This window comes from Bradyrhizobium sp. USDA 4486 (assembly GCF_054057995.1).
Genome location: NZ_JBSRZV010000001.1, coordinates 3,100,193 through 3,112,687, shown reverse-complemented (window position 1 = coordinate 3,112,687; position 12,495 = coordinate 3,100,193). Strand labels below are relative to the sequence as shown.

Sequence of the window (12,495 nt, the reverse complement as noted above, 5' to 3'; positions counted from 1 at the left end):
CCCCTTCGGGCTGCGGAGGTTGACCGCGACAGCGGAGCCAAGCAAGTGGCCTTCCATGCCAAGAATGCACAAGAGCGCGTCTTTGTCAGGGCGCTGTGGTCGTGGCTGAGACATCGGTGATGGGCTTCGGACCGAACGGGTTATCGAGAGGTTGCAAGGTCTTCTGTTCGAGATCGAAATAGCCGAGATCGTAATGCATGAAGCTGACGAGCCAGATGCCCTCGTCGACCTCCTTGATGCCGAGCTTCTGACCAGCCAGGACGATTGAGATGTTGATCCTCTTGCGATGGAGGCAGAGGCGGCCGCAGGCGGTGACGACGACGTCGCCTCGTGGAAGGGATAGCTCAACTCCGGCAGGCCGGCATAGGCCCGCGCTGAAGCCGTGTAGACCTCGGCAGGACACTTCATGCCGAGCGCCTCGTGGGGGCGCTCGGTATTGAACTCGTGCACGAAGGCATCGAAGCGCTCCTGCTGTTGCAGGCTGTTGAAGCCAGGCGGCCTGGTGGCCTCCTTCTTGAGGGTGAGATGCATGCGCTCGTGCCGGCCATTTTGTTGCGGATGACCTGGCTTGATGCGCTCGATGGCGATACCGAGGCGGAGCCACCATACCGAGAGCTTGGAAAGATTGAACAAGGCGTTGGGACTGGCAAACGGCACGCCATTGTCGGACCGAATGGCAAGCGGCAGGCCGCGCTCGCGGAACAGGCGCTCGAAGGCGGTCATGGCAGGCTCCTCGCGCGTGGGGTCGAGCGCCTCGCACAGCAGCAGGAAGCGCGCGGCATGATCGCTGACGGTTAGCGGGAAACAGTAATGGCTGTTGCCAAGCTTGAATTCGCCTTTGAAGTCGGCGCACCAGACATCGTTCGGGGCAGTCCCTTGCGATAGCGACGTGCCGCGCGCGCGATGGCGCGGCCCGCCGCCCCGCCTGACCAAGCCGTGGCGATCGAGCACCGCATGAATGGTGCTTTTGGCCGGCACCCGGACGTCGCCGTCGAGCCGTCGCACCAGGAGTTCGCGGATCTTGCGGGCCCCCAATGCGGCTTCTCAGCCTTGAGCTGGACAATCAGCGTCTCGATCTGGGCCGGCAGTTGATTGGCGTAGCGAACCGGCCGCCTGGAGCGGTCGCTCAGCGCCTCCAGGCCATGTTCCTTGTAGCGATCGAAAATCTTGTAGCCGGTCTTGCGCGAGATGCCGAACTCCCGGCAGACATCCGTTATGGCTTCCCCGTCCAACAGGCGGGCGACAAAGCGAAGGCGCTCCTCCATTACCGAACTCGCTTTCCACGGCATCCACACATCCCGCAGAACAAAAGCGGAAAGTGTAACCCATGTGTCCGGTACGTTCTGTCACCTATGTCTCGGGCCGCTCAGCGCAAGCTGGCGCTCGGCGACCGAAAGCCCCGTCTCGACCTTGGGCAGCGCGTGCGCGACGACTTTCTCGTCGGAGGCAATTCCGAGCTCCGGGAAAACCAGCCGCTCATGTGTCACGTGGTAGATCATGTAGGGGTAGTAATAGCTATTGACGGCGCTGATCCACTGGTTCATCCGCGCCCGCGCCTTGAGGTCTTTCGGCGTCAGCGACACGCCGCCGAACGCTTCGTCGACATAGGCGGCGATCGCGCTCGTTTCATAGACAGTAAGATCGTCATGGTCCAGAATTGGGACGCGGTTAAAGGGGTGTAGCGCCAGGTGATCGGCCTTGCCCATGACAGGCTCGAGGTCGCGGAATTGGTAAGCCACGCCCTTGTGCGTCAGGATCAGGCGAACGATGTTAACGAAGGTGCTACGTGGAAAACCGTAGACGATCGGATCGGACATCCGTCTTCTCTTCTGCGCTTGTCTTTTAGAGCAAGAACCAGAGCCAGAACGGCTTGGCGGCCTCACACAGCGCCTGTTCACGGGTGAGCCCAAGGTCCTTGAGCATATGCGGGTCATCTACAATCTCGCGCAGGCTCTGCGTTCGTGCTGCCGGTCGAGCCAGCTCCACCATCCCTGCCGCCGAACGGCTGATTTGATTCCTGAGCTGAATTGATGAAGCGGGATGGCCGGGTCCGGCGCTTGCACGGGCGGGATCGCCCCCAGGGGCGGTCAGCAGGATGGACATGGAAAGCTCCAAATGCCTTGAAATACTGGGGTGGAGCTGTTCAATAGTCCTGCGGGATGCTTCCCCGCAAAGCATCGTTTCTCGTGCCTGCCTTAGTTTTTCTCATGAAGTCGGTAGGATGCGCCCGCGCCTACCGCCGCTCAATGCCCTGAAGGCTTTCGAGGCCGCCGCGCGCCACGAGAGTTTTACGCACGCGGCTGAAGAGCTTTGTGTCACTCAAGGAGCGCTGAGCCATCAGGTGAAGGCGCTGGAGACTGAGCTCGCGCTCAAGCTATTCAATCGTGAACGTCAGCGCCTGATCATCACCGAGGCGGGGAGGGACTATCTTGCCGTTATCCGCGACGCGCTTGACCGCATTGCAGTTGGAACGGAGCGGCTGTTGCAGCGGCAAAGCGCTGGCGTTCTCACCGTCAGTACCTCACCGGATTTTGCCGCCAAATGGCTGGTGCATCGGCTCGGGCATTTCGCGGAGGCGCATTCCGGCATCGATCTCCGTGTCTCGGCCACGATGCACCACGTCGATTTTGCCCGCGAAGAAGTTGACCTAGCGGTGCGCCACGGCGATGGCAGTTGGCCGGGTCTCGACCCCATAAGGCTCTCGTCGGAGTGACTATTTGCTGTGTGTAGTCCGAAACTGCTGTCGGGGCGCCGACGGATCGGAGCGGTCTGTGATATCTTGAAATTTCCTCTGATTCATCTCGATAACCGATCCGACTGGGCGAATTGGCTGCGTGGCGTCGGTATCGATGAGGCCGATGTCACACACGGGCCTGTGCTCAATCGTGCGAGCATGGTTATCGATGCCGCGATCAATGGGCAGGGCATCGCGCTTGCTCGAACGACGCTGGCGGCGTGGGATTTGATCAACGGTCGGCTGGCACTCGCATTTCCGGAGTCAACGCGCTCCAAGACCTAGTGGATCGTATGCCCGAAGGCCTCTGCAGCGCAGCCAAAGATCGCGACCTTTCGTGACTGGCTGCTCGCGGAGGCGTCAAACGACCTTCGTCAGCTCAAATCACTCGTCGGGACCTCGAAGGCGAAGCCGCGGTGATTACTAAACTGTCGTACCCCTGTGTGTTAACGCTCGTTGCCATCTTAAAGGTCGGCGAACTCAGATTCTTTGGCGAACGGTTGCGGCCGCTCTCACAGGACCGGAACAGAACCCTCCAATCCTTTGTTTAGACGTTAACGGTCCAACAAAGGAGAAGGGCCATGATCACGAGCAAAATTACTATCTTGGGAGTGGTGCTCGCCTTCAGCGCCACCTCAGTCTACGCGGGTCCCTGCGATACTGCGAGCCGCGATGCAGGATCAGGAAACGTCCCGGGCTACACCGGGCAAACCACGGGCTCCACAGCAACTGATTCCAAGGAGCATCCTCCGACATCTTCCATGAGCAAGGCCTCGGAGCATACCGCGGCGTCATCAGAAGACGCGCAGCGCCAGATGCAGAACGAGCCTACTGCTGCAGAGCAATCAACGACGACCAAGCCTGCACCTTCCGCGCAGCAACCGGATAGGACAGCAGGCACCGTTGAGCAGACCCGCCCCGCGCCCACTGAGCAATCGAAGAAGGCAACGGCCGGTACGGCCGAGCCCGCACCGTCGCAGAAAAAGGCGACTGACTGCTAAGCGCGCGGGGGTCAAAGAGGCAGCCTAGCTGACCGACCGTTTTGACGCCTCGATCAGCTTGTCCGTCCCGTGTCTGCTTCAGATTGAACGCGACTGGAACGCCCCAAGGCAACCGAAGTGCTGCCGATCGCGAAGGATGCGCGGGCAAGGCCGTACGTTGCCGCTCATAGCGCTATGTACCGGATGCTTGATCAAACTGAAGTGAACGGTCGGCGCCGTTCGGAGACCTCGCGTCTCGGTGGTTCCTAATTGACAAGCAGTCCCGCTTTGGCAAAGTCGGGGCCTGGGGATGGCGATCTCCCCATGAGGCGACAAGCCCAAGCATCGCGTCCGGACGCCTGAGAAGGACGCAGCATGTCAACCGTCAACGACGGGTTTTCGCCAGATCGTTTGGCGCCTTTGCTGAGCGTGAGAAACCTGACCAAGCACTATGGAAGCGACGGCGCCGCCATAGACCGCGTGACGTTCTCTGCTGTAGCGGGCGAAATTCTCGGCATTATCGGTCCAAATGGAGCCGGCAAGACAACACTGCTGGAAGCCGTTGCCGGACTTCTGCCGGTGAACTCGGGTGACGTTTTTTGGCGCGGAGAGCCGCTACACGTGGGTCTTCGACGAGACGTCCTGTTCTACTTGCCGGATGGCGTCCGTCCATACAATAACCAGTCCGCGCTACAGGTCGTGTCGTTTATCGGCAACGTCTTTCGACGCTCAGACGCAGACATCAGGTCGACCATCGAAGCGATTGGGTTGCAGCCGGTGCTTCGAAAGCGCGTCCACGCTCTGTCAAAGGGATATGCCCGACGGCTGATGCTGACCATCGGACTGCTCGCGCCGCACGACCTGCTGCTGATGGACGAACCATTTGACGGATTCGACTTGCGGCAGACGCGCGACGTTATGGGGGTCTTGCGTCGCCAGACGGCACGTGGGCGCACGCTGATACTCTCTATCCATCAATTGGCGGACGCCGAGCGGGTTTGTGACCGCTTCATCTTGCTCTCGGCAGGGCAGGTGCGCGGGTCCGGAGGACTTGGGGAACTGCGTGCGCAGACGGGACTGCCGAGCGGCTCAGTGGAGGATATCTTTCTTGCACTCACGTGAAGCATACGTGCGGCCTACCGCACCGATCGCTCCGCTGCTCGCAAAAGAGCTCCGCGAGGTCACGGCCGGTCGAGCGCTCTGGACCATGTTGCTGCTGGTTTGTCCGCTCGTCGGATACAGCTTCGTCCAGGCAGTCTCGCTGTACAGCGAGTCAAGTGCAGCGGCCCTGCAGTCGCCAGTTCTGGCAAGGAGCCTGTCACCGCTCGATGGAATCTTGGTCCCGACATTCGGCTCGTTCTATGTGGCGGTGACGTTGTTGTTTCCTTTCGTAGCGATCCGATTGCTGGGCCAAGAGAAGGAAAGTGGCGCATTGCGCCTGCTGGTGCAGTTGCCGTACCGGACCTCGACGCTCGTCGCCGCAAAATTCTGCGCCGCGATGGCAGCCTGGCTCATCGTGAGCATTCCTGCGCTTTCCGCTCTGGCTGTGTGGGCCATGTTGGGCGGCCATTTGGCTGCGCCAGAGACGCTGAACCTGCTGTTCGGCCATCTACTGTATGGTCTGCTTGCCGGCGCCATTGGCTTGTTTGCCGCGATCGTCTCCGACAGTTCGGCAACCGCCGCCATCATCGCTCTCGCTGTCACCATCGGATCATGGGTACTGGATTTCACGCTCGCTGGCCGCTCTGGTCTGTCGGCCTGGCTTGCGCAATTGTCGCTAACCCAGACGCTGCGTCCGTTCGAGCAGGGGCTTCTGTCGGCTGGCCTGGTGCTCGGCATAACCGCCGCAATTGGGGGGCTTGCCGCGCTCACGATCGTTTGGCTTCCGCTTGGCGCGCCGGTGCGAACAAAAGTAATCCGTTCTGGCTTGTGCGTGATGGCGATCGTAATTGGACTGGCTGGCGCGGCCCAAATCAGAGAGTCTGTGGACGTCAGCCAGGATCGCCGCAACTCCTTTTCGTCCGCAGATGAGCGCTTGCTCGCGACGCTTCGGCGTCCGCTAGTCATCAGAGTCGATCTCGCCGCTGAGGACCCCCGCTATATCGATCTCCGGCGGAATGTTATCGCGAAGCTCGAGCGCGTCATGCCCGACGTCACCGTCATTCTAGCGAGCGGGCGGTCAAACATTCCTAATCCCGACGCCTATGGTCAGATTGATTATGCGTACGGTGATCGAACCGACGTAAGCCGCTCTACCAGCCCGCGGGAGATACTTCCGCTGCTATATGCACTCGCAGGCGTGCAGCCGCCGGCACCCAGCGTCGGCGAAGAGTACCCCGGATATCCCTTGGTCGTAAGCGCGGACGCTACGCTGCTGTGGTTCGTCGGCGGATTGCCACTCCTGATCGTGCTCGCCTGGCGGTACATTCGCCGGCTGCCTCCAGACAAAGGGGCTCTCGTTGATCAAGGAGTTAAGCCATGACTATCAGTAAGAAAGTTGGAGCCACCATCCTCTTGGCGATCGGTTGTGCGATGCTGCCGGGCTTGGCGGCAGAACCGATCAAAATTGACCTCTCGAATGAAACCGTCGGCGGGGAGCCAAAATCACTGGTGCCGGTGGTCGGCTTCTGGAGGATCGAGGAGGAGGGGGGCAAGAAGGTGATCACGGTCGATGGTCGCCAGTGGAAGGAGGGTCAATCGTCGGCGGGTATCGCCGATAAGGCACGGGCTCTCTACGGGGAACGCTACGCTGAGTTTCTCGATCGCGTGCAGGCGTACGCCTACTATCCCTACGCGGTTGCGCCAAAAATCGACAATTTCACCGATGGCGAGATTTCGGTTCGCTTCGAAGGCTTGTCCGGTCGCATCGACCAGGGCGCCGGCATCCTATTCAACCTCAAGCCAAACGGAGACTACCTGACAGTCCGCGCGAACTGCCTGGAGAACAATATCGTGCTGTGGAAATTCGAGAACGGCAAGCGGTCTGCGGTCAAATGGGTACGCAATACACCGACCGCGACGCGGCAGTGGCACGACCTCAAGGTTCGCGTGAGCGGCACGAAGGTAGAAGGCTATCTTGACGGAAAGCTTTATCTGGAACACACGCTAGCGCAACCGGTGTCCGGCCGGATCGGGCTTTGGTCGAAGGCCGACAGCCACATGTATTTCGCCGATTACATCGTGGCAACTAGCAATTGAACAGGTACTGGAACGTTATGGACGCGACCGAGAGTATGCCCGTCGTACCCTTTCGCAGTCTGCTGTAGAGCGGTGTCAGGTGAACTAGATCGTTTGAGGTTGAAGGAGGTCGTGCCTCACTGAGGGAAGGCGAGTTCGAGGATTGCACCAGGAGGCGGGCGATGCCGATCACTACGGAGGCGACCTCGTTCGCAAAAACGTTCAGGGCTGCTACCTCTGCAATAACCTCGCAGAGGTTGATGTGTGGAAATCCAGAGGCGGGCGTCCGTTCGATTTCATCCTTGGCGGCTTGACGAAGATCAGATCAGGACACTGGCGCTTGGCAGTCACCGATGGCATGGCGGAGCGCACACCAAATTTTGCGTGCCCCATAGCTGGCTGCGGCGACCACGCCGCGCTCGAGCCGCCGACTCCGACCGGCTTTCCCGGCAGGTCCGGATTGTCCCGCTGCTCCTCGGACGCATAGAACACATTCATGTCGATATGGATGATTTTGCGCTGCGATGCCGTCGAGGGACCAGGGCCTTTTTCTTGGGCACCGGGCCATCGCGAAGCTGGCCCCCGAAGGGCTATGCCACGCGGCAGACATTTGGGCGCCATGCAGTCAACGACCAGAATTTTATGCTCGCCGCCCGCGAACTGATGATCCGCCCCGCGGCCGTTTTGAAGGAAGGCAGCAGGGTGCAAGCCTCACTCACGGGCGGGAAAACCACGGTTGAGATATTGCTGGGACGACCGTTGCAAACACCGTAGCTATTCGTCCGAGGCGCAAGAGAAATCGAGTCGAATCGACATGGTTGACAAGACACCCGTTCCGCCATCGGCATACATATGTGCGAACGTTAGGTACCGCAGGCCGCCTGTCCGGGGGGATTCCTCTCGTGGCGCAAAACGGACCACTCTTCATTGGCTTCGACCTAAGTGGTGCTACTTAGCTCAAACTTGCCCATGATGGATTGGAGGGAGAGGTAAAGTTTTTCAGGTGGTTAGGAGCCGTCGTGTGCACGACGTGTGCACCGGGAGATCAAAGAAAATCCAGGAACAGCCAACGAGAGCGGTTCAACCAAGATCGCTCTGGGGGCTCGGGCGGGACTGGTACGCAGAACGCGTGTTGATCTAAAAGACCGAACTCAGCAGGATGCTGCTCTCGCTGTTGAGGACGCCGTCGATGGTGCGCGCCTCGCGCGGCACACGATCGAAGTCGGCGAGACTATCGGCGCGGATCTCGGCGATCAGATCCCAGGTGCCGTTGGTCGTATGCAGGGAGTGCAACTCAGGCAAGCCGTGCAATTGCCGGATCACCGCGGTCGTGGACTTGTCGGTGACCTGAGTCATCGGCCGTCGTGGCCCTGCCGGCGTTTTGATCGAGGTCTTCGCATCGGCCTTCAATGCGCAAGAGCGAACGGTCTCCCTGAAATCGCGGTGAGCTCCTGCATGCTCTGGTGCGTTCAATGAGCGCTGAACTCAGTTGATCCCTCCGGCTACTTTCCGGCTCCCGTGGTCAAGCCGCTGACAATGTAGCGCTCAAGGAAGATGCCGACCAGGACCAGCGGTGCGATCGCCGCCGTCGACAGCGCCGCCATCGACCACCAATTGATGCCTTGCGAGCCGGTCTGGCTCGCCACCATCACCGGCAGCGTCTTCGCGTCGGTGCTCGTGAGGAGGGCGGCAAAGAAGTATTCGTTCCAGCACAGCACCAGCGAGAGGATGAACGCGGCGACCATGCCGGGCACGGCGAGTGGCAGGATGATGCGCAGGAACGCGCCCCAGGTGGAGAGGCCGTCCACGAAGGCGGCTTCATCGAGCTCAATCGGAATCGCGTTGAACTGGTCCCGCATGATCCAGATGACAATCGGTAGCACCGTCAGCGTGTAGAGCAGGATCAGGCCAAACGTCGTGTCGAGCAGCGCCAGGGCCTTGTAGAGCACGAGGAACGGCAGCGCGAGCACGACCGGCGGCAGGATCAGCTGCGACATGAAGAAGAACAGGATGTCGTCGTTGCGCATCCAGGCGAATTTGTAGCGGAAGCGGCTCAAGCCGTAGGCGGCGAGCGATCCGAGCACCAGCGCGAGCAGCGATGCGCCGACCGAAGTGATGATGCTGTTGACGAACCGGTTCATGAATTCGGAACGCGCGGTCGAAGTTCCGAACAGCGTATCGGGCGACAGGCCGAGCGAGCGCCAGCCTTTCCAGTCCGGCTGGAAATCGACCCAGGGGATCAGGTGCGCCTGCGTCACATCAACTGCCGATTTGAACGAGGTCGTGACGGTCCAGTAGATCGGGAACAGGCAGATGAAGGTCCAGAGCAGCAATGCGGCGTAGATCAGCGCGCGGCCCAGCATCCGCCGGGCGCGCGGCGCTGCGGGACGCTTTCGGATCGGGTTCGATGCAACAGTGGAGACAGCCAAAAGCTCAAACTCCATTTACGAGCTAGACGACCTTCTGCGTCCAGCGCTTCGAGGCGCGCAACATCAGCGTCAGCAGCACGATGATCAGCAGCAGGTAAATCATGGCGAGCCCCGTACCGTATCCGACATTCGAGCGATCGCGATAGACGCGGTAGATGAAGCTCGACACCGTGTCGGTGGCGCCGCCGGGGCCGCCGGCCGTCACGTTGATCACGATATCGGCGAGCTTCAGCTTGAAGATGATACGGATGATCAGGACCGTGATGCTGACCGGCAGCATGATCGGGAAGGTGACGTGCCAGAATGATTGCCAGCCATTCGCGCCGTCGACCTTGGCCGCCTCCTGCACCTCCTTCGGCATCGCTTGCAGGCCTGCGAGCAGGATGATCATGATGAAGGGGATCGAGACCCAGGCGTCCATCGCCTGGATGCTGAAGCGCGCCATCCATGGCGAGGCGAAGAATGCCGGATTGTCCCAGCCGAGATAGCGCGCCAGCGTCGCCGCCGGGCCGAAGCGATACTCCAGCAGCGACTTGCCGATCATCCAGCTCACGGCGACGGGGCTGAGCATCATCGGCAGCAGGAAGACCACGCGAAAGAATTTTCGCGCGCGGATCTCGGCGCTGAGCAGCAGCGCCAACCCGAACGCGATCGCGTATTCACCGAGCACCGCGATCGTATAGAAGACCATGTTACCGAGCGCGTTCCAGTAATAGGTGTCGTTCAGCATGCCCCTGACATTGTCGAAGCCGCTGAAGCGAGGACCCTCGATCGAGCTGAGATTCCAGTCGAGCGATGCGATGTAGATCCCGAAGATCGTCGGAAAGATCACGACGGCGACGGTGAAGAACACCGCCGGCAGGAGGAACAGCGCGCGCTGGCCACATTCGCCACGGGCCAGAACTTGTGCGACGCCAACGGCGACGGCCCAGACGAGATAGGCGATGAGGATCGGTCGCCAATCGGAGAATCCGGCGGTCATGGTACCGCTCGCGTGCAAGACCTGAATGAGAACGACGAGCAAGAAGCCGAGCGACGCTAGCAGGACAAGAGCGCGGCCGGCGGCCTTCCTGCTGCCGGCGGCGCGCTTCGTCGCTGGCTGGTGCAGGTCGTCGCTCATGGGTACGGAATTCTGCATCGAGATGAGCCGCATTTAGTGCCGGATCTGTCGCCGGGCAGGCAAGTTTTCGGCTGGCGCCGGAGGCGCCAGCCGAGGGTGGATGGCTTCGCGCAGGCGCGCTACACGCCGAGCGAGGCCTTGTAGAGCCCGATCTGCCGCTCGCGGCCGATCTGGTCGGTCAGTTTCTCCCACGCGGCGGCGATGTTGTTCGCGCCTGTCTGCGCGTCAACCTTGCCGGCGAAGATCTTGGTGAGCTCGTCTTCCGCGATGCTGTAGTACTGGAAGATGCCGGGGATGCGCGGCTCCACAGCCCGGTTGGGGTGGTTGTAGGAGCCGATCTGCGAGTTCAGGTAGGATGTAATATACTTCCTGTCATAGCCCGCTGCGACCCACTCATCGTACCGGAAGTGGCTGGTCCGGTGGGCCTGGAAGCCCGACGGGTACAGCACCGTCCAGAACGAGAGGTCCTTGCCGCCGAGATGCGCGGCCGCGCTCCACGCCGCCTTGTGCTTCTTCTCGTCGCCATCGACGCGGGCCATCACGTAGATGCCCCAGCCGAGATAGGCACAATTCGGCGCGTGGTTCGGACCGCTTGGGAGCTTCTCCCATTTGCCAGTCTTGGAATTATAGACATCGTCCGAGCCCGGCAGGATGTCGAAGCCGACGGTGTCGCCGATGACCGAGGTGTCGCTTGCTTTCGCCACTTGGCCAATGTCGCCCCACCAGGGGATCATCGAGCCGATGCCGGCCAGAAATTGCTGGAAGCCGGTGGTGTTCGGATCGGCATTGAGCTGATCGGCCGGCTCGGACGGCAGCGCGTCGATCACGTCCTGGATGGCGCGCACCCAGGCGGGATTGTTGATGCGCGGCTTCATCGTGTCGATGTCGAATAGCCAGGCCTTGTCGTCCGGATGCTTGGCATAGGCGGTGGCGCGGCTGCCAAGGAAATAGAAGCCGAACCCGCCCCACGGTTTTGGCGCATCGAGATAGCCGAACACGTTTTGGTTCTTGAACTTCTTGCCCTTGAGGAACTTCGTCACCGCCTGCACCTGCTGCCAAGTCTTCGGCACACCCCATTCGGTCGCATTGCCGGCGTCCTTCCAGGCCTTGGCGAGCGTGGCGTCGGAGAAGACGTCAGTGCGGTAGTTGAAGTTATGGCAGTCGCCGTCGATGGTGACGCGGTAGGTCTTGCCGTTCCAGGTGCCGACCGGTGGCTTCAGATAGTCGACATAGTCGTCGATATCGATCTGCTTCTTGACCCAGTCCGGCATCTCCGACGCCAGTCCCTTGCCGCAGACATCGCCTTCGAACGGTGCACCCATCTCCAGGATGTCGAAATCGACCGTGCCGGTCGCGATCGCCTGCTGTAGCCGCGGGTTGTAGTCGGCCTGGGCGAGATCGATCCAGGAAATCTTCGCACCAGTATAGGCCTCCCATGGCTTGAGGAAGCCGCGGAACAATAGGTTATGCAGGTTCTGATTATTCAGTCCCATGAAGGAGAGCTCGACGCCTTTGAACTCGCCCTCCTTGATGCTCGCCTTGGTCGGCCCGAGGCAGAGCTCGCCGACCTTTTGCCAGTCGGCGTCCGTCGGAGCGCCTTTGCCCACACCCGGAATTTGCCCAATCTGCGCGCGAAGATTCTCTTGTGCCAGCGCAATCTCCGAGAACGTGCCGAGCGCTCCGCTCGCGCCCAATGCCGCGGCGCTTGCCGCACCCTTCAGCACCGTACGCCGGTTCGGACGGAATGCGGAAAGCCAATCATAATCTTGCTGTTTCATCGCGATACCCTCCCTTTTGACTTTCTTGATGTGAAGTCTGAAACGCCGGAGCACATCGAGGCCATTCCGCTCGCGGACTTCGGTGTCGTCGTGATGGGTCATAGAGGCCGCGTCGAGTATGCAACGGCGCATTCCAAAGTCAACGAAGGCAAGCAAGCTTGAAGCCGTCCACGATATCGACGTCAGTGAAGATGGACAGCCGTCGATGATGCCGCGCTGCAAGATGAATGATCAGCCGTGACGATATGCAGCCTCGACGGCGTTCGCAGCGGCGCGA

Annotated in this window: 11 protein-coding genes and 3 pseudogenes; 6 read left to right on the top strand and 8 right to left on the bottom strand. The window is 60.7% G+C overall.

Going from position 1 to position 12,495, the window contains the following annotated elements; translation table 11 throughout:
• Positions 1–85: 85 nt before the first annotated feature.
• The 3 genes and pseudogenes from ACVWY3_RS15435 to ACVWY3_RS15425 form a co-directional block, all read right to left on the bottom strand.
• Positions 86–1,289, bottom strand: a pseudogene (locus tag ACVWY3_RS15435) (integrase core domain-containing protein).
• Positions 1,290–1,346: 57 nt separating this feature from the next.
• The gene (locus ACVWY3_RS15430; protein ID WP_456839204.1) at positions 1,347–1,817 is read right to left on the bottom strand and encodes a glutathione S-transferase family protein; all 471 of its coding nucleotides are present in this window, start codon (positions 1,815–1,817) and stop codon (positions 1,347–1,349) included.
• A 25-nt stretch (positions 1,818–1,842) separates the two neighbouring features.
• Positions 1,843–2,103 (bottom strand): DUF1127 domain-containing protein, encoded by a 261-nt coding sequence (locus tag ACVWY3_RS15425; protein ID WP_456839203.1) that lies wholly within the window; start codon positions 2,101–2,103, stop codon positions 1,843–1,845.
• On the opposite strand from ACVWY3_RS15425, the pseudogene gcvA reads away from it, so the two are divergent.
• The 5 genes and pseudogenes from gcvA (at position 2,096) to ACVWY3_RS15400 (ending at position 6,912) form a co-directional block, all read left to right on the top strand.
• Positions 2,096–3,019: pseudogene (gene gcvA / locus ACVWY3_RS15420) on the top strand (transcriptional regulator GcvA). The gene ACVWY3_RS15425 and the pseudogene gcvA overlap by 8 nt on opposite strands.
• Positions 3,020–3,315: 296 nt before the next feature.
• The gene (locus ACVWY3_RS15415; protein ID WP_456839202.1) at positions 3,316–3,735 is read left to right on the top strand and encodes a hypothetical protein; all 420 of its coding nucleotides are present in this window, start codon (positions 3,316–3,318) and stop codon (positions 3,733–3,735) included.
• Positions 3,736–4,089: 354 nt separating this feature from the next.
• The gene (locus tag ACVWY3_RS15410) at positions 4,090–4,836 is read left to right on the top strand and encodes an ABC transporter ATP-binding protein (protein ID WP_456839201.1); all 747 of its coding nucleotides are present in this window, start codon (positions 4,090–4,092) and stop codon (positions 4,834–4,836) included.
• Entirely contained in the window at positions 4,778–6,196 is a 1,419-nt protein-coding gene (locus tag ACVWY3_RS15405; RefSeq protein WP_456839200.1) for an ABC transporter permease subunit, read from the top strand. Before ACVWY3_RS15410 ends, ACVWY3_RS15405 begins: the two co-directional genes overlap by 59 nt.
• A complete protein-coding gene (locus tag ACVWY3_RS15400) occupies positions 6,193–6,912 on the top strand; it encodes a hypothetical protein (RefSeq protein WP_456839199.1) in 720 nt (239 codons plus the stop codon). Before ACVWY3_RS15405 ends, ACVWY3_RS15400 begins: the two co-directional genes overlap by 4 nt.
• Before the next feature lie 210 nt (positions 6,913–7,122).
• Here ACVWY3_RS15400 and ACVWY3_RS15395 read toward each other — a convergent pair whose 3' ends face one another.
• The 5 genes and pseudogenes from ACVWY3_RS15395 to ACVWY3_RS15375 form a co-directional block, all read right to left on the bottom strand.
• The gene (locus tag ACVWY3_RS15395; RefSeq protein ID WP_456839198.1) at positions 7,123–7,599 is read right to left on the bottom strand and encodes a Y-family DNA polymerase; all 477 of its coding nucleotides are present in this window, start codon (positions 7,597–7,599) and stop codon (positions 7,123–7,125) included.
• Positions 7,600–8,028: 429 nt separating this feature from the next.
• Positions 8,029–8,247, bottom strand: a pseudogene (locus ACVWY3_RS15390) (Lrp/AsnC ligand binding domain-containing protein); the annotation flags it as partial.
• 146 nt (positions 8,248–8,393) lie between these two features.
• The gene (locus ACVWY3_RS15385; protein WP_456843377.1) at positions 8,394–9,254 is read right to left on the bottom strand and encodes a carbohydrate ABC transporter permease; all 861 of its coding nucleotides are present in this window, start codon (positions 9,252–9,254) and stop codon (positions 8,394–8,396) included.
• An 88-nt stretch (positions 9,255–9,342) separates the two neighbouring features.
• Positions 9,343–10,440 carry a carbohydrate ABC transporter permease gene (locus ACVWY3_RS15380; protein ID WP_456839197.1) on the bottom strand — a complete coding sequence of 366 codons (1,098 nt, stop codon included), beginning with the start codon at positions 10,438–10,440 and terminating at the stop codon, positions 9,343–9,345.
• A gap of 119 nt (positions 10,441–10,559) precedes the next feature.
• Positions 10,560–12,218 carry an ABC transporter substrate-binding protein gene (locus ACVWY3_RS15375; protein ID WP_456839196.1) on the bottom strand — a complete coding sequence of 553 codons (1,659 nt, stop codon included), beginning with the start codon at positions 12,216–12,218 and terminating at the stop codon, positions 10,560–10,562.
• Here ACVWY3_RS15375 and ACVWY3_RS15370 point away from each other — a divergent pair.
• Complete coding sequence (locus ACVWY3_RS15370) at positions 12,207–12,380, top strand: hypothetical protein (protein WP_456839195.1); 174 nt, start codon at positions 12,207–12,209, stop codon at positions 12,378–12,380. The genes ACVWY3_RS15375 and ACVWY3_RS15370 overlap by 12 nt on opposite strands.
• Positions 12,381–12,495: the final 115 nt, after the last annotated feature.

What these genes read in the sequence shown, in the direction of transcription:
- ACVWY3_RS15430 (WP_456839204.1), bottom strand. Translation starts at nt 1,817, where the DNA reads ATGTCCGATCCGATCGTCTACGGTTTTCCACGTAGCACCTTCGTTAAC.
- ACVWY3_RS15425 (WP_456839203.1), bottom strand. Translation starts at nt 2,103, where the DNA reads ATGTCCATCCTGCTGACCGCCCCTGGGGGCGATCCCGCCCGTGCAAGC.
- ACVWY3_RS15415 (WP_456839202.1), top strand. Translation starts at nt 3,316, where the DNA reads ATGATCACGAGCAAAATTACTATCTTGGGAGTGGTGCTCGCCTTCAGC.
- ACVWY3_RS15410 (WP_456839201.1), top strand. Translation starts at nt 4,090, where the DNA reads ATGTCAACCGTCAACGACGGGTTTTCGCCAGATCGTTTGGCGCCTTTG.
- ACVWY3_RS15400 (WP_456839199.1), top strand. Translation starts at nt 6,193, where the DNA reads ATGACTATCAGTAAGAAAGTTGGAGCCACCATCCTCTTGGCGATCGGT.
- ACVWY3_RS15385 (WP_456843377.1), bottom strand. Translation starts at nt 9,254, where the DNA reads ATGCTGGGCCGCGCGCTGATCTACGCCGCATTGCTGCTCTGGACCTTC.
- ACVWY3_RS15380 (WP_456839197.1), bottom strand. Translation starts at nt 10,440, where the DNA reads ATGAGCGACGACCTGCACCAGCCAGCGACGAAGCGCGCCGCCGGCAGC.
- ACVWY3_RS15375 (WP_456839196.1), bottom strand. Translation starts at nt 12,218, where the DNA reads ATGAAACAGCAAGATTATGATTGGCTTTCCGCATTCCGTCCGAACCGG.